Origin of the sequence: Salicibibacter cibi, assembly GCF_016495865.1 — a bacterium.
Classification (GTDB): Bacteria; Bacillota; Bacilli; order Bacillales; family Marinococcaceae; genus Salicibibacter; species Salicibibacter cibi.
In genome coordinates this window covers 1,799,611-1,815,977 of sequence record NZ_CP054706.1, presented here as the reverse complement: position 1 = coordinate 1,815,977, position 16,367 = coordinate 1,799,611, and the positions used below count along the sequence as shown (strand labels likewise).

The 16,367-nt window shown below is 41.8% G+C and carries 23 protein-coding genes; 3 read left to right on the top strand and 20 right to left on the bottom strand.

Going from position 1 to position 16,367, the window contains the following annotated elements; translation table 11 throughout:
• Positions 1-2: 2 nt before the first annotated feature.
• The 17 genes from HUG20_RS09305 to HUG20_RS09235 form a co-directional block, all read right to left on the bottom strand.
• The gene (locus tag HUG20_RS09305) at positions 3-674 is read right to left on the bottom strand and encodes a tyrosine-type recombinase/integrase (protein ID WP_211200016.1); all 672 of its coding nucleotides are present in this window, start codon (positions 672-674) and stop codon (positions 3-5) included.
• Between the two features lie 535 nt (positions 675-1,209).
• Entirely contained in the window at positions 1,210-1,563 is a 354-nt protein-coding gene (locus HUG20_RS09300) for an RNA polymerase sigma factor (RefSeq protein ID WP_246476603.1), read from the bottom strand.
• 451 nt (positions 1,564-2,014) lie between these two features.
• Positions 2,015-2,116 carry a metal-sensitive transcriptional regulator gene (locus tag HUG20_RS20090; protein ID WP_343073208.1) on the bottom strand — a complete coding sequence of 34 codons (102 nt, stop codon included), beginning with the start codon at positions 2,114-2,116 and terminating at the stop codon, positions 2,015-2,017.
• Between the two features lie 188 nt (positions 2,117-2,304).
• Positions 2,305-2,538, bottom strand: coding sequence for a metal-sensitive transcriptional regulator (locus HUG20_RS09295; RefSeq protein WP_200090237.1), 234 nt, complete (start codon positions 2,536-2,538; stop codon positions 2,305-2,307).
• A 72-nt stretch (positions 2,539-2,610) separates the two neighbouring features.
• A complete protein-coding gene (gene copZ, locus HUG20_RS09290; protein ID WP_200090236.1) occupies positions 2,611-2,817 on the bottom strand; it encodes a copper chaperone CopZ in 207 nt (68 codons plus the stop codon).
• A 43-nt stretch (positions 2,818-2,860) separates the two neighbouring features.
• Complete coding sequence (gene trxB, locus HUG20_RS09285; RefSeq protein WP_425504117.1) at positions 2,861-3,775, bottom strand: thioredoxin-disulfide reductase; 915 nt, start codon at positions 3,773-3,775, stop codon at positions 2,861-2,863.
• Positions 3,776-3,947: 172 nt separating this feature from the next.
• Positions 3,948-4,154 (bottom strand): copper ion binding protein, encoded by a 207-nt coding sequence (locus tag HUG20_RS09280; protein WP_200090234.1) that lies wholly within the window; start codon positions 4,152-4,154, stop codon positions 3,948-3,950.
• Positions 4,155-4,407: 253 nt separating this feature from the next.
• Positions 4,408-4,782, bottom strand: a complete 375-nt coding sequence (locus HUG20_RS09275) for a Spx/MgsR family RNA polymerase-binding regulatory protein (RefSeq protein WP_200090233.1) — start codon at positions 4,780-4,782, stop codon at positions 4,408-4,410.
• Positions 4,783-4,806: 24 nt separating this feature from the next.
• A complete protein-coding gene (locus tag HUG20_RS09270; RefSeq protein ID WP_200090232.1) occupies positions 4,807-5,094 on the bottom strand; it encodes a glutaredoxin family protein in 288 nt (95 codons plus the stop codon).
• Positions 5,095-5,538: 444 nt separating this feature from the next.
• The gene (locus HUG20_RS09265) at positions 5,539-6,384 is read right to left on the bottom strand and encodes a hypothetical protein (RefSeq protein ID WP_246476602.1); all 846 of its coding nucleotides are present in this window, start codon (positions 6,382-6,384) and stop codon (positions 5,539-5,541) included.
• Positions 6,385-6,395: 11 nt separating this feature from the next.
• Complete coding sequence (locus HUG20_RS09260) at positions 6,396-8,816, bottom strand: heavy metal translocating P-type ATPase (protein ID WP_200090231.1); 2,421 nt, start codon at positions 8,814-8,816, stop codon at positions 6,396-6,398.
• 3 nt (positions 8,817-8,819) lie between these two features.
• Complete coding sequence (locus HUG20_RS09255) at positions 8,820-9,158, bottom strand: (2Fe-2S) ferredoxin domain-containing protein (protein WP_200090230.1); 339 nt, start codon at positions 9,156-9,158, stop codon at positions 8,820-8,822.
• Positions 9,159-9,981: 823 nt separating this feature from the next.
• Positions 9,982-10,215: a hypothetical protein gene (locus tag HUG20_RS09250; protein WP_200090229.1), complete on the bottom strand. Its 234-nt coding sequence runs from the start codon at positions 10,213-10,215 to the stop codon at positions 9,982-9,984.
• A 295-nt stretch (positions 10,216-10,510) separates the two neighbouring features.
• A complete protein-coding gene (locus tag HUG20_RS19470) occupies positions 10,511-10,642 on the bottom strand; it encodes a hypothetical protein (protein WP_281392430.1) in 132 nt (43 codons plus the stop codon).
• A 357-nt stretch (positions 10,643-10,999) separates the two neighbouring features.
• On the bottom strand, positions 11,000-11,335 hold the full coding sequence (locus HUG20_RS09245; protein WP_425504101.1) for a DUF2834 domain-containing protein: 336 nt from the start codon (positions 11,333-11,335) through the stop codon (positions 11,000-11,002).
• A gap of 214 nt (positions 11,336-11,549) precedes the next feature.
• Entirely contained in the window at positions 11,550-11,870 is a 321-nt protein-coding gene (locus tag HUG20_RS09240; protein WP_246476601.1) for a pyridoxamine 5'-phosphate oxidase family protein, read from the bottom strand.
• A gap of 35 nt (positions 11,871-11,905) precedes the next feature.
• Positions 11,906-12,547, bottom strand: coding sequence for an alpha/beta fold hydrolase (locus tag HUG20_RS09235; protein ID WP_200090227.1), 642 nt, complete (start codon positions 12,545-12,547; stop codon positions 11,906-11,908).
• Positions 12,548-12,594: 47 nt separating this feature from the next.
• On the opposite strand from HUG20_RS09235, the gene HUG20_RS09230 reads away from it, so the two are divergent.
• Together HUG20_RS09230 and HUG20_RS09225 are read left to right on the top strand one after the other, a co-directional pair.
• Positions 12,595-12,879, top strand: a complete 285-nt coding sequence (locus tag HUG20_RS09230; RefSeq protein ID WP_200090226.1) for a GyrI-like domain-containing protein — start codon at positions 12,595-12,597, stop codon at positions 12,877-12,879.
• 268 nt (positions 12,880-13,147) lie between these two features.
• Entirely contained in the window at positions 13,148-13,510 is a 363-nt protein-coding gene (locus HUG20_RS09225) for a DUF3021 family protein (protein WP_246476600.1), read from the top strand.
• Between the two features lie 516 nt (positions 13,511-14,026).
• Here HUG20_RS09225 and HUG20_RS09220 read toward each other — a convergent pair.
• From HUG20_RS09220 to HUG20_RS09210, 3 genes are all read right to left on the bottom strand, one after another.
• Positions 14,027-14,563: a peptidoglycan-binding domain-containing protein gene (locus HUG20_RS09220; RefSeq protein ID WP_200090225.1), complete on the bottom strand. Its 537-nt coding sequence runs from the start codon at positions 14,561-14,563 to the stop codon at positions 14,027-14,029.
• A 43-nt stretch (positions 14,564-14,606) separates the two neighbouring features.
• Entirely contained in the window at positions 14,607-14,759 is a 153-nt protein-coding gene (locus HUG20_RS09215) for a hypothetical protein (protein ID WP_200090224.1), read from the bottom strand.
• Positions 14,760-14,838: 79 nt separating this feature from the next.
• The gene (locus HUG20_RS09210) at positions 14,839-14,967 is read right to left on the bottom strand and encodes a cation transporter (protein WP_200090223.1); all 129 of its coding nucleotides are present in this window, start codon (positions 14,965-14,967) and stop codon (positions 14,839-14,841) included.
• Positions 14,968-15,349: 382 nt separating this feature from the next.
• On the opposite strand from HUG20_RS09210, the gene HUG20_RS09205 reads away from it, so the two are divergent.
• A complete protein-coding gene (locus HUG20_RS09205) occupies positions 15,350-16,189 on the top strand; it encodes a C40 family peptidase (RefSeq protein WP_200090222.1) in 840 nt (279 codons plus the stop codon).
• The last annotated feature ends 178 nt before the right edge of the window (positions 16,190-16,367 follow it).

Below are 16,367 nucleotides of genomic sequence, written 5' to 3'. Positions count from 1 at the left end.
ATTCAATCCAATAAAAGCAAATCATCCGCTTGGAGGTGATGCATATGGATATGTGCTTGCAATTCGGAAAGCAATTTAGGCGGCAATGGGATAATCTGAACTTTGTTTTTGCTGTTGATATACGCGCGTTCGTATTTTAACCACTTCTTATCAACGTGAATGCTTTTTACCGTTAAACTGGACAAGGCTTCATTTCGCAATCCAGTAAAAATCAGTGCTTTAATCGTCATAGCTGCCGGATGGCCTTCTTTTTGAAGCCCTTCAGCATACTGATAGACTTCTCGCAATTGGTCTAAGGTTAAGATCGGTGAATGATGCCCCGCTTGTCCAACGGGCAACGTGATGACTTTAAACGGATTCTTACCCACAATGCCTAAGTCTCGATAAAAGGAAAACAACGAGGATAAAGCAGTTGTTCTTCTCTTCATTGTGGAGGCACTTACTCCCCCGTCTTTTTGTTCCTTAATCCACTTTTGCACATAATCCAATCTACCATTTTGTAATGTCGGATCTAATCCCCTATCACAGAGAAAATTTTCAAAGCACTGGGCATCACTTTGATACCCTTCCAATGTCGAGTCGGACCAAAATTTATATTCTTTCATCACCTCCAATGCTTCGATTAACGTGGATTGGTCTGTAATGATTTCCTCAATGGGTGCCTGTTGGTGCATCATCATGACCTCCATAAGAAGAATGTTTTGAATGAATTCCCATCCAATGGCTGATGGTTAACAGCCCATAGGTCGTTGTTTAACCTCCCCCAGGATCGCTGCGGGCCGCCCCCATTGCGTGAATACCTTTATAAGGTAAGGCTGTGGCTGGACGGAAGTATCATGATCCCTCCGCATGAATCTTCGCCTTCAATGGAACCACCATTGATGTCTTGCCACGGAATCTGTCGCTCGCACTTTCGATAAAGTGATCATGGCGCTCCGGCAATTTGGCTTCTCATACGGGGAACGTACTGGAATGGGTTTTATTCTATTTTCAAAGGCCAAAGAGTTGAAAAACAAATCCCTGTGATTACCGTGACATTTCCGAACAAAAATCGGTACATTTTTATAAAAAAAATTGAACAAAAAATAAATGTCTAGTGAACCTTTTTCATTGACAAAAAAAGGATAGGGAAAAATGAAAAGAACCAGCCGTTAACTATTTATCAATTAACCGCTGGTTTTATTTTTCTTAAGATTCATTCTTCTTATCTTAATTGTCTTTTTCATTAAGCAAATGGTTCAACTTGTTTAGCCCTCTTTCAATCGATAGACGAACAACCCGTTCATCCACTCCTTCCAACCGCGCAATCTCCACTTTACTCAACCCCAAAATGTAATGCGCATATATACGGCGGAAGGACTTCTCCGACAATTGACTCATTGCCTGATACAATTCCTGCTGAAACACTTTTTCTTCATACTGTTCTTCTGTTGACGGGGAAGGAAAAAGCATTTGATGTTCAATGCCATCTTCTCGATTTAAAGAGTAATGCGCTTGATACCGGTACATACGTCGATGATATGCATGCTTTTTCCGCTCAAGTTCACGTAATTCTTCCAGCACCTCTTCTTCTATTTCTACCCAAACATCCCTTTAATAAAAAGGATACAGACCCCGTAAATTGATTTTCTTCATTGGACACTCCCCTTCTAGTTTTGATTTTTACGAGACATCAAAACTAGAAGGAGGGGAACGACAGTGTGTTTCATTTACAGAAAAAAAAGATCCTCCGGTACGATGGGGTTTGATCATGCATGTCATCTCCCTTCGCAATGCTGCAAAGGTGGCCGATGAAGTTCCCTTTCATATCCTTCAACTGGATGTTTAAATTGCCAAAGAGTTGAATAAGATTTTTAAGAAAAATAAAACCCAACTGTTTTCTACAGTTGGGTTTAAGCATTTATGCATCATTCATGATTATGATTCACTTAGCATCCTTAAATTGATATTTTTTTATCTGCTAATTTTCTTTCTGGTGAGCAGGAAAATTTGACAAAATACTCATCGTTCTCATTCACATTAATCGCTTCATAACATCCATCAATTCATCGATCATTTCTTCCTTGTTCCCTTCTTGAATGGCATTGGCCACACAGTAATATGTATGGTCTTCCATTAGAGCCTCTGCCAAAATTAAAATGAAGCTTTAAAGTAGCGAAACGTTAATGAAAAGCGTGTTTACAAATGATGTCAGATTACAAACGTTTGACGTGACGCCATGAATCTACAGAATCCAGCATATAATGGCGTCATCGGATAGTTATATGACGCCATAAAACAACGCATGTGTACATTTAATGGCGTCTAAGGACGATAAATGTCATTAGGTTTTAAACTGTCACGGCTGGGATTTATGATTTTGGCATTGGCACTTAAAGAAACACTCACCTGTTTGGCTGATTGAATCGCCGAGATTTGATGAAAGATATCGACACAATACTTATCGTTATCAACCATTTTTTGCACTCCACGGACTTGCCCTTCAATCCGTTTCAGCCGGTTGAGTAATGCTTCCTTGTTTGGTTGGGCGGTTTCCATTTCTTGTTTTACATATATAATTTCCCTCTTTGTTGACAAGGGATCGTGCTTATAAGAACACGATCCCTTTTTTTAAGCTACTTCATACCCTTGTTCTTCAATCACTTCTGTTATTTCCTTCAGATCTACTTTGCTCGGATCAAAACTGACCTCGACGTTTTCGTCACTTAAATGAACCTTGACGTGATTGACGCCGTTTAGATCGCCTACATTGCCTTCAATGGAATGGACACAATGGTCACAAGACATCCCCTGTACGTTTAATGTCATTTTATTCATGATTAATAACTCCCTCTTTATTTCAATACTATACACAGGTATTTCAAGTGATGAGTTGAACGCTGCTTTTCTCTTCCATCTTCTCACCCATGGTTTCAAGATAATGCTGCACATGTTGAGCGGCCAGCGCACCGTCTCCCGTCGCCGTAACAATCTGGCGTAGAGATTTTTCGCGGATATCCCCGGCTGCATAAATACCTGGAATGTTCGTCGCCATTTCATCATTGGTGACTACATAACCTTCTTGGTTTGTAATACCCAATCCCAGGACACTATCATTTAAAGGAAGCATGCCAATATAAATAAACACACCACCTACAGAAAGGGTCGAAAATTCCCCGGTTTCCGTATCTTTCATGGTTACACGGCCGACTTTCCCCTCATGTTCATGGATGTCTGTCACAACTTTGTTCCAGATAAAGTCAACTTTCTCATTCTTAAACGCACGTTCTTGTAAAATTTTTTGAGCACGAAGTTCATCTCTTCGGTGAATGATGGTCACTTTAGAAGCAAAACGGGTGAGATACATCCCTTCTTCTACGGCGGAATCTCCGCCTCCAATCACCACAAGTTCACGATCTTTGAAGAACGCACCATCACATACGGCACAATAGGATACCCCTCGACCGAGAAGTTCTCGTTCTCCCGGAATGCCAAGCTGTTTATACGAGGCTCCGGTTGCTACAATGACTGCACGGGCACGAAATGCTTGAGTTCCTGTCACCACTTTTTTCGTGTCCCCTTCATCGATGATTTGCTTAATGTCGCCATACGCATAGTCAGCCCCAAATGTTTGGGCGTGTTGAAACATCTTATGCGAAAGGTCAGGACCTAGAATGTGATCGAATCCGGGATAGTTCTCGACATCTTCGGTATCGGCCATCTGACCACCCGGCATGCCACGTTCAAGCAACAGCGTGCTTGCATTTGCGCGTGAGGCATAAACGGCAGCTGTCATTCCGGCCGGACCTGCACCGGCAATCAGCACATCATAGATTTTTTGAGTGTTCACAGTGAACACCTCCTTCCTATCATTTATGTTTGAAATCCCTCCATGGACGCGTGAACTTCATTCTGTAAAGGAAGGAGATGGTGAGATCACGAATTCACCAGCTCCCGTCGTTCATCCTTTAGGCGACATGATACCCTTGTTCCTCAATTTTTCCCGTGATTTGCTCGAGATCCACCTGGTTTGCATCATAAGAGACACCCACGATTCCCTCTCCGAAATTCACGTCAACTTTGCTCACACCGGTCAATTCTCCTACACTTCCTTTGATTGAGTTCACGCAACTCCCACAAGACATGCCGTTTACATTTAATTTAACATCTTCCATTTTAAACATCCTTTCCAATCCTTTTATTTTTATGAAGCGTTTGTCATTTCAAAATAGCGCACCCAGTGGCATCTTCCGTACTGGTTTTGCAATGCCCGTGTTGATCCGCATGTTTTTTCACATTCTTCTGCATACATTTGGCAGATAGCATCGATCCATTCTCTCGTTACATTGATGAAGGTCGTCAACTTTATTGAGACATGATTCTGACCATCGCTAACCCATCAAGGAGGGAACCTTCACTACATAGGTCTCACCCCTTGACATGCATCCTTTCAGCTCGAGGTAAGAAAGAGCGGATCTCCTCTTCATGATAGCCAACTTGCATTTGTTGATCATCCACCATGATGGGACGTTTGAGCAATGTCGGGGTGTTGGCAACCATTGTAAATAATGTGTTCGTTGTGAGTTCATCCATATCAAGATGAAGCTCCTTAAAGGACTTCGAATGCTTAGAAACAATATCAGCGACACCATTCTCCGTAAACTGGAAGAATTGAACCACTTCGTCCATGGATAGACGCGTTTTAGACACGTCGATCTCCATAAAGGGAATCTGGTAGTTTTGTAACCATTGTTTCGCTTTCCGACAAGATGTGCAACTGGCAGACGTATAGATCTTCAACATGCGACCACCTCCTTGACGCTCCCTTTATGGATGCCCTTCTCTAATTTGTTGAACGAGCGATTGAATCTCGTTTTGATTCCGCTCAAAGCCTGTAAACACGATGGGCTTTTGGAGCTTACCGAAAAGCGATTGTTTCTGAAAGACAAAACCGGGAACCACCCTCGACCCAGTGAGCTTTTTCAAGTCAGCTTCTTTCTCCGGTTGTTGACTTACGTCATATTCCGTGTAAGCCACATTTTGTTCGCTCAAGTAGGCTTTACTTTCCTTACAATCCGAGCAAAGCGGGTGAGTATACAGTTCGAGTTCGTACATGATAGCCCTCCTTACTCATCTATTTGAAAGGTAAACGGAAATAAGCTTTGTACAGCTTAGCGGTGTCGGTAAGCCATTTGTTTTTGCTCTCTTTTGCTCATTTGATACCAGCTCATTTGATGCCATTAACCAAAATCAACGTCTTCATTTTTCCATCACTTGCACCTGATTTCATTTATTTCTTCGAATGATTCTTTTGCTGATCTGTCTTCGCGTTTTCAGATTTAGTAGATTCTTTTGGTGAACAACACGAGCATGTTGGTTTAGTCATTTTCATCACCTCCTTCAATCGAGTGCGAGAGATGCTATATCGTGTCACAGTTATCAGCTTTCACAGAGTCCAAAAGGAGAAAGTCAGCAATTTAGCCGGTTCCTCCTTTCTTGGCTAGACATTACTGCTCACAGTTTTTTGTTGCCCTCTTTATTCGACGATCGTGACTTTACTTACTCATTTACTTCTATAATAAATGGATAGGTGTTTACGTCATCATCGAACTTGAATTCCGCCCAGATTTTGTACATTCCTGGCTCTGGAAAATGAGTCTGGAAGCTGGTTGTATCATCTGAATCCGGATGAACATGAATGTACTCTTCCCCATCTTCATCCACAATCACCACATGGCCTAAAGCTCCCATGTGAGGCTCTGGATTCTCTCCATGCATATCAAAGACTAAAGGAACCTCTTCGTCAGCCTTCGCCTCAACATCTTCTAAAGTGACGGTTTTCCCCTCTATTTCTTTCGTCCAATTATCCTCATTACTCAAGTTTGCTTTACCTGTCTCGTTTGTACCAACTTGCACCGGGTTTGGAGCTACCTGATACGCCATATCTTCTGGTGAAATATCAACAAAGGCTTGGTAATGACCCTCTTCAAGTTCCACCGGCACAGTATAGATCCCATCCTCCTCGCGTTCCGGATGGAGATGGATATAGTCTTCCAGATCATTGGAGACGATGATCAAATGCATCTCTTCTTCGTGTGTTTCTTCTAGCTTCGGTACATTTCCGTCTACATCTTCCAGCTGAATGCGAACCTCACCATCGTTATAAGAAACGTCGGTATGAACGTCAGATGCTCCGTCTGTTTGGTGATGTTGATGATCCATGTTTTCGTCCTCCTCGGTTTGCGTTGACGACGCGTCATGGCTTTCATGTGTTTCTTCACCATTTCCGTGATCGTCATGCATGTCAGTGCTCTCTAACGGGTTTGCACCCGTGATGGCCGTATAACTGCCAATAACAACGGCCACATACAAGACCCCCACGAGTGCCCAATGTTTAATTTCCATGATCTTCCCTCCTATCGGCTTAATTTCAACCGTTGCAGACGTAAAGCATTTGAAACGACGGATATCGAACTGAGAGCCATCGCCGCCCCGGCTACCCATGGCGCAAGTAAGCCGGCTGCTGCAATCGGAATGGCAGCCGTATTGTAAATGAAGGCAAGGAACAGGTTCTGTTTGACGTTGCGGATCGTTTTCGTACCGAGTTGAATGCTATCAGCCACACTGTGCAAGTCACCACGCATAAGTGTAATATCGGCGGCTTCAATCGCCACGTCCGTCCCGGTTCCGATCGCCATCCCGATATCGGCAACGGCAAGTGCCGGTGCGTCGTTAATGCCATCGCCAACCATTGCCACTTTTTTGCCTTGCTCTTGGATCTTTTGAATTTCTTCGGCTTTTTGTTCCGGGACGACTTCCGCAATCACACGGTCAATGCCGACTTGCTTGCCGATTGCTTCGGCCGTTTGCTGATTATCTCCGGTTAGCATCGCCACTTCTAAGCCGAGCTCATGCATACGCTTGATCGCGGCTTTAGACGTTTCCTTAACTGTATCGGCAACAGCAATCATCCCGGCATATTTGCCACCAATGGCAATGAGCATCGCTGTCTTTCCTTCTTTCTCAAAGGCAGCCATCTCCTCACCAGCAGATTCAATTGTCACGGATGATGTTTGCATGAGTTTTCGTGTTCCGACGAGCACTTCGTCTCCGCCAACAACGGCACGCACGCCAAATCCCGGGATGGCTTCGAAATCTTCTGCTTTATCAATGGCAATCCCTTTTCCTTCTATGCCTTTCACCATCGCTTCCGCGAGTGGGTGCTCCGAGTTTTTTTCCACCGCTCCGACGGCGGCAAGAACGGTTGCTTCCTGAAAATCAGAAGCGACTTCGACGTCTGTCAATTCGGGTTCTCCCTTTGTCACCGTTCCGGTTTTATCAAGCACAATCGTTTGAACTCCGCGTGTGTTTTCTACATGCTCGCCACCTTTAAAGAGCACACCATTCTCAGCCGAACGTCCAGTGCCTGCCATAATGGATGTTGGCGTTGCCAAACCTAGGGCACATGGGCAGGCGATCACAAGAACGGTAATGAGGGGGACGAGCGCTGAACGCAAATCTCCCGGGTCAAGCAAAAAGTACCAGACAAGAAAAGATGCGATCGCAATCATCACGACAATAGGGACAAAAATCCCGGAAACTTTATCAGCGATCCGTTGGACATCAGGTTTACTTCCTTGTGCCTCTTCCACGACTTTTACAATTTGCGAAAGTGCCGTATCTTTTCCGACCTTCGTTGCCTCGATTCGAAGAAGGCCATTTTTATTGATCGTTGACCCAATGACTTCGTCTCCTTGCTTCTTGTCGATGGGAACACTTTCACCGGTAATCATCGATTCATCCAGGGCTGAATGACCTTCATGAATTTTTCCGTCAACAGGTACTTTCTCTCCGGGACGAACCATGACTGTGTCACCAACGATCACTTCCTCGATGGAGACCTCCATTTCTTCGCCATTGCGAATAATCCTTGCCATTTTGGCTTGCAAATCGAGCAACTTTTCAATGGCTTGAGTCGTGCGCCCTTTGGCACGTACTTCAAACAGTTTCCCAAGGAACACGAGCGTAATAATCACAGCAGCAGCTTCAAAGTATAAATCAGCCATGCCTGGTTGGCCGGCGGCGTACCACTCCCAGCCCAAAAAGATGCTGTAAAAAAAAGCTGCCGACGTCCCAAGTGCGATCAGGACATCCATGTTTGCACTCTTATTTTTCAATGCTTTGTAGGCACCGCTATAAAAAGTGGCGCCAACATAGAACTGTACAGGTGCCGCGAGGGCTAACTGCACCCACGGATCCATGAACATATCCGGCAAATACAGGAAGGACGTAAATTCAAAGTGGGCGACCATCGTCCAAAGCAATGGCAAGGTCAAAACCGCCGCAAGCACAAATTTGCCGGTTTTCTTGCGTATTTCGTCGTCTTTATCACTCGCCGTTTCTTCTCTTGTTGCTTCCGGTTTTAACGCATAGCCTAATTTACGAACGGCATCCATCATGTCGCCGGTGGTGACTTGACCTTCGTTATAATCCACGGACACGTTTTCCAAGGCAAAATTGACCGAAGCGTTGGAGACGCCCTCCATCTTGCCCAAACGTTTTTCAATTTTCGTTGCGCATGCGGCACACGTCATCCCGGAAATATCAAATGTTTGTTGATCCTGAACCACTTCATAGCCCAGTTTATGAACCTTCTCCTCAAAGGCTTGAACATTTGTTTGATCGGGATCGTAGACCACTTTTGTTTTTTCAATCGCAAAATTGACGGTGGCTTCTTGAACCCCATCCATTTTGGATAGGCCCTTTTCAATTTTGTTGGCACATGCGGCACAGGTCATGCCTGAGATGGGTAAGGAAACTTCTTTTGCTGTTGACACGTTTTATCCCTCCTTTGGGTCATTTTCCTTTTGGAAATGCCCTTGTGTATACCTATAGAAACGGTGATTGCAAAAAGGCTGTCGTTGAAGCGTTGCAAGCACCAATTGCCTTGCAAGTATAGGTGTCATGGCTTGATACCAATTCCCTTTTGGATAGAGGATAACGATGGGGCCGTATTTGCACTGGCCATTACACAATGTTTTCGTCGTGTGAACGGTTTTCGCCGGACCACGCTCCGCGATGGTTTCTCGAATGACTTGAGTAACGGCTTCGGCTCCCTTTCGCGTGCATGATTTTCCATGACACAAGAGAAAGTGATCCGATATTCCCTCCATATCCATCTTTTGCTCTCTCCCTCCTAGCTCCCCATTGAAATCACTGCTTTGAGGGGGGGGGCGAATGTCCAACCTCCTTTTCCCTTTTTGGATCGTTGTTCAAATTTATAATACCATACCCTCCATGGGTATGCAATAGATTTTGCTTGTTTTTCCTCATGCGCATGTATCTCCTACTGTTCCTCCCCACCTAGACTCCGATTTTTAAGTTACCATATACACCGATACGCGATTACGCATGTTGAACTGAACAATCAGCATCTTGTCGTGCAACCCGAATCCCCCTTAGTGGTATCTTATCCTTTTAAATCACATACCCCTCTTTTCCTTTAATGATATCTACCTTACGCCGGAAGGGTATAATTGGTGTAAAAAACACCTAACCAACATATCTGGGTTATATCATGTAACTTATGATGACTTTGCTTATTCTTTTACTTCTAGGGTGAAAGGATAGACATTTACGTTATCACCAAACTTAAATACAGCCCATATTTTGTACATGCCAGGCTTCGAAAAAGGAAATCCATCCAGAGGATTTTGCGCCAGTCTCAGAATCTTATCCATGCACAGCACAGCGGGTTGGTCCAATTTCCATTTCGCGTTGTTTACCTTCTTCCAGATTTATTTACCCATATTGATTTGGCGAATATTATCATGTTCATAGATTTTCGGTTACCATTTTCAGGAATGCTTGTCCATCTTCTGCCTGCAAAGCCTCATTGCGCTGATATAAAGTACCAAGTCGTGCTTTAACATTGGCATCTTCGCTCAGTTCATCGATAGACGAATAGTGGGCAGGCAATACAGTCAAATCATCTGACAGTGATCATATACGACAGACAATTTGTTCTTCTTTTGACGGGGAAGGAAAAAGCACTTGATGTTCAATGCCATCTTCTCGATTCAAAGAATAATGGGCTTGATACCGGTACATACGTCGATGATATGCATGCTTTTTCCGCTCAAGTTCACATAATTCTTCCAGCACCTCTTCTTCTATTTCTACCCAAACACCTCTTCTATAATAAGGGTACAGATCCCGTAAATTGATTTTCTTCATTAGAATACTCCCCTTCTTGTTTTGATTTTTACGAGACATCAAGACAAGAAGGAGGGGAACGACAGTGTTTTTCATCGATGGGGTTTGATCATGCATGTCATCTCCCTTCGCAATGTTGCAAAGGTGGGCGATGATTTCCCCTTTCATATCCTTCAACAAATGTTTTTAGAAATCGCCAAAGGTTTGAGGGAATTTTTTGAGAAAAAAAGGAACCCAACTGAAAATTGATAAACAGTTGGGCATAGATATGATTTATTCATTATCTAGTTAGGGATTGCTGAACAACATGCAGCTATCAGCTGAAGCCGGGATGTCGCTTCCATGGCTTCGCTTTCCGCGGACGAACGGTCAAGCCTCCTCGCGCAAAACCGGCGCTGCGGGGTCTTGACGCGTCCGTTTTTCCGCTGGAGTCTCGCCATTGCAGCACCATCCCTCCGTACGTTGTCAGAAGTGCAAGGGTTTTTTTGTTTATAGGATGGATTTCCTTGCATCCAGCTTCGACAACACCAACGGAAAATGCTTATGGGCCAGTCTTTTTCCATTATTCAGCAGTCCCTAATTACATTCACGATTATTTATTTTAGTAGAGTTGTGCGATAGCTACGAGTAACTCGGTAATCCGGCTTAAAAATGACAATATTCATGTACTGAATACCAAATGATTGAGTAACCTATTCCTTTGCTTTCATTTTTGCCATTTTCCAAAGCAGAATCGCTAAACAACAAATAAGCGCGCTGATTTTATAATTAGCGCGCCCGAGTGTTGAAGATAAAAATTCCCGGTTCATTGACCATTTTCCCTTTTCTCAATATGGATTTGTCTTAATAAAAGAAAAAGTGGAAGTCCAAGGGATACACCAACCGTCACTGTCGCGATAATTGGTATCCATAAGTGGCTCATGCCTTTTTGTTTGCCTTCGTACACTATAAATCCAATGAGAACGATAATTGATACAATGACATCCCACCAAGCGAAAGCTCCCATTCTGGATTGGCTTACCTCACTAAAAAATTGGGTTAAACTAAGGCCATAATTATAAAGCCAAGGCAGTAATTGTGAATATGGAAGTATTGTCCCTAAAACTGATAACGCACCATAGAAATATTTCAATCCTATCACCTCATCGTTCCATTAAATCACCCGATTCTGGTACAACTTTTATTCCATTACTATCTTCCTGCAATAAATTATATTGGAAGATTGTATGATTGATCTCTCACTACCGCTGTTTCTGGTTCAAATCGGACGAACATCCAGTCCATATCTCCTAACACAGCACGGAATCGCGGATCCCACTGGTCTTGTTTTCCCATATATCGGCTTAACAATCGCTTTACCCGCTCAGCATCTTGGGGTACAAGGGTCGCTTTTCCACGAAAGCCAACATGATGGACAAGTCCTGTTTCAACGTTAAAATCCACGATCCCGATCGCACTCGCTCGATCCGTTTCGGAAAGGAATCTGTCTTGTAGTTACCGATCATCCATATTTTCTCATTTTCCCACAAAAACCATACAGGAGACTCGCGAGGCCCTTCCTCATGAAAAGTAGATAAATGAGCAAAAATAGGTCGTGAAAGAATGTCTGCCAGAAGACCTTGATGTGTACTCTTATCAACGCCAAACTGGGTACCAGGATCGTTGATTATTTTCATATAGAATACCTCCCTCCCTATGCACTTGTTTAACATTATAATGATAAAAGACGGTTGCCATCCCAAAAATCATCAAGAATAGCTGATAATTTAGCTGAATGTTCTTTATTTAATTCGTGACCTGCATCTTGAATCATGACAGAATTTGCATTTTTGATATGGTTACTTAAATATTTTGAGGCTCGTTTATTTGCGAAGTCCTTTTCTCCGCAAATAACCAAAGTATCGCATTGGATATTTGCCAATTCATGGGTGAAGTTTAATTCCTTCATAGAACCGGTTAATTTAATAAACGTCTCCTTATCAGAGCCTACCTTAGAGAATACAGACGCGGGCATTACATAAAAAATAACATTCTGGAAGTTTAGGAGTAGCTTTGGCGATTTATATTGCGCCCCAATTAAAACCAAAGAATCTACTCTGTCTGGTCGGTCAATGGCATAATTTAGTGATAAAATGGCACCTAAAGATATCCCACATAGGTGTATCGGTTCTTTAATACCTTCGCAATACTCATAAAATAGACGATATAAGTTTTGATAGGTAGGTTCGCTTGTGCCGAGAAGGGAAAATAAATTTGGGCAGGAGGTAATGTTAGAATTTAGCTTCAAACTATTGATGGTACTGTTCCAACTTGAGGCTTCCTGGCCAAGGCCATGAACAAATATATAATGCAAGCTCAACACCATCCGATACAATGATATGACATAATAAAGGGTATGCGGTGATTGTTCCTATTGAAAATGGAATCAGATACTTTGCTGGGGTTTTATCAGACAATGATATAAGCGGTTATGAGAAGCTCGAAGTAGCCACACAATCTTATGCAGTGCTTACTAAAAAGAATGGGATTTCAAGGCTTTTATTTGATGAATTTAAAAATGAATTTTTCACAAATGAAGCTCATGCTTCAAAATACAATGGGAAAGAAATTCTTGAAGTGCTTTTAAATGGAAATCCAACTGATGCCGAAGTTGAATTGTGGGTTCCTATTAAAAGTGAAACTTAATATGGCGGCGGCAACGATTCGCAAAATATATGGTCACTTTGGCTTTTTTCACCGATAATATTGTTATCGGTGAAATTTTAATTTAATGGACAGGCAATAAATTATTATACTACCTTAATGTTATTTAAGGTGCACATCAAATATAACAAAATAAATTCATCTTGGCTTTGATTGTCTAAAGGGGGTTCTTATGGTAAAAGTAATATAAAGTTATTCGGTAAACGAGAAATATCCGTAAAAATACTTTTGGGAAAGTGGGTTTTCAAAAATGTTGATGGCGAAAGCTCTTTTAAGAGGGGGAATACCACTTATTATTATCGGAGGTATTGCCCTATTGTTATATTTTCAGGGTAGGTATTTTGATGCTAAAGGAACATTTTGGGCCAGCTTAATCGCTTTTTTTGTTGGTGCAGCCACTGTTATTTATAACATCGACCATTGGAGTTTTACTAAGCGAAGTGGTGTTCATTTTTCAATCATGTTCATAACCGTTTATCCAATTCTATTGTTAAGTGGTTGGTTTACCATTTCCTCTACATTGGATGCTTTTAAAATTTTCTTACTTTTCGTTTCAGTTGGTGTAGTGATATGGACTGTGATGTCTATATTGGCTAAAATATTCTCTTGGTAACAGTAAGAGGGCTGGAACAAAATCAGTAATAAAAAGTGGACTCGTCCATAAATAACTCTTTTACTTTTTACAGTTTTTTCATCATTAATATTGGCATCAAAGGTAATTTTGATGACTATTATTAACAATCATCTTTTGTTAGGAATTTTTAACACAAAAAACCAGAAACCGATTCCAACAGAAAAGTAAATTATTAACAGACCAATAATATCTCTTGAAGTTACAGAATGTGTAAAAAGAAATACACCGGGCAAAACGATAAATATGAAGCAAAGACACATGATCACAAAAGTTTTGGTAAAACTCATTTAATCACCTTTTCAAGGTTACTATGAGAAGACTGAATCTGGCTTAAGCCAGATTCAGATCTCTAAAATTGATCCGCAAGTCAATTACAATAATAGTGACCGCCAACCAAGCCGATTGCTGTAGCAATTAATGCTGCTCCAACTGGCCCAAGTGACAATCCGAAGACTACGGCTGTGTGATAGGCTACTTTATTAGCATTAACAGTTATTACGAAATTACAGTAAAGTGCCAAGGCATCTTCTCACTCGGGGCTACAAATTCTTCATTATTACACAGTATATCTCCAGAAGGACAGCCAGTAATAGCAAGACTTCTGCCTGTAGCATTTGCTTCATTAATTGCATCTTTAAAAGCTACTTGTACTTCTAATTGATAGTCCTCCAAATCCACATTTGTTGCCCCCACTTCCTCAACTTCTGTTCCCTCGTCCGTGAGTGTATACATTGTAAGTGTTACTTCATCTAAATAAAGATTTCCAAAAACATCTGTCACGGCAAAACTGCTTAACTTTTCATTTTCTTTAAAAAATAAGCCAGCGAACATCAAGTTTGGTTTATCTTCCACTTCTGCTGAGACAAAGACAACTTCATTTTCGCTTCCATCCCCATCAAAATCCATTTCAGTCATGTAAATATCAGAAAACTCATCTAAATCATTTTCTTGTTGGAATTCTTCTACAGCAGCCTCCGTATCGGGGCAATAGATCCCATCAACCCCGGAAGGTAAATCAATGTCTGCTTCCATAATGTCGCATCGTGGTTCACTGGAAATTAATTTAATTTTTCAATCATTTTTTCTGAAAACGTCTTTGTGAGAGCAGCCAATGATGGTCATGATGATGGTGTTTGCTATGATCCACTGTTTCTTCCTTTTCAACTTTATTGGCGTGCGTTACATACTCGTGAATTTGTACATTCACTTCTTTTTGAGTTTCCTTCATTGTACTTCATTTTCCAAATACCATTAAGGGTATAGTTTTTTTAACAGGAAATCGCGCTACATCTGCACGACTCTCTTTCTTAGGCAACATCGTATCCTTGTTCTTCAATGCCCTCATTAATATTATTCACGTCCACCTTTACTGTTTTAACACCATTCATTTTTCCCACACTTCCTTCAATAGAATTAGCGCAATGCCCGCAAGACATCCCCTGTACATTAAGTGTTTATCCGTCATTTAAATGGCCTCCCATATTTTTAATTCATTTTAAATTTCAATATACCCAATATAGGTATTTTCAAGTAAAAAAATACATACGCATGATGGACTCTACAACTGATACTGACCTTGCATTATAAACGGTACTATCAGAGGTCTTCCCACTGCTAGGCTGGTGTGATCACCATAATTATTCACTTATATCAACTATAGATTTTGGTGAAGAGCCTGAGAGTATTGTATATAAATATTACCTTTCCCATGCGCTCCATTTAAATAGATTGTAATCATACAGTAATAGAAACTCCATATATTCTTCATATTTTCTTGTTATATTGATTTATGAATTCAAATATAGGGAGGACGTTTACATGTCAATTGGCAAAACTAGCAAAATACTTTTCTCTTCATCACTCATAACGGCGGTTATGTTTGCACCGACGTGGAGTGAAAGTGTCTCCGCATATGCCCCGGGTGATGATGATTCTAGTGGACAAGATGTCGAGGAAAACACAGGGAGCAGCTCCGGAAACTATCTCTTGAGAAATGATCAAGGCAGTGAGGTAGAGCAATTACAATCTGACTTAAGTGAAAACGGGTACACTGTACAAGTAGATGGGATATTTGGCCCTGAAACAGAAAATGCTGTCAAAACGTATCAAAGTGACCAAGGACTTGGTGTAGACGGAGTAGCAGGCCCAAATACATATGATGCATTAGCATCAGAAGAGTCAAGTAGTGAAGATGCATCAAGTTCATACGATTCAAGCAATGGAGATGAATCAGTATCGGAGGGGTCAGGTAATGGTGATTCTTCCAGCGAAGAGTCAGAAAACCAAGATCCATCCTCCAACTCGGGAATTGTGGCAACCGCTGAAAGTGTCCTGGGAACCCCTTATGTTTGGGGAGGTACAACACCTGATGGATTTGATAGCAGCGGCTTTATCAACTACGTGTATGATCAAAATGGCATTGATGTTTCCCGAACCCATGAAGAAATGTGGGAGAACGATGGCGAACATGTCACATCTATGAACGTTGGGGATCTCGTATTTTTTGAAGGAACATATGATACGTCAGGAGCTTCACACAGTGGTATCTATATCGGGGATGACCAAATGATTCACGCAGGAAGTGAAGGGATTGTTCAAGCGGACGTCACCAGTGATTATTGGCAAGACCATTTCATGGGAGTCAAATCGATGCAGTAAGTCATAATATCGAGTAGAAAAAGGGGGGGGGACTCCTCCCCTGAGCTCTCCCATCACTTAAATCTTCGATTCTAAATTAAAAAATTTACTAACAAAAATAATTTTCAGAATAAATAGATTTATCTGTTTTTAGAGCTGAGATTTTTGATTCGGGCTTGTATAGTGTCGATTAATGAAA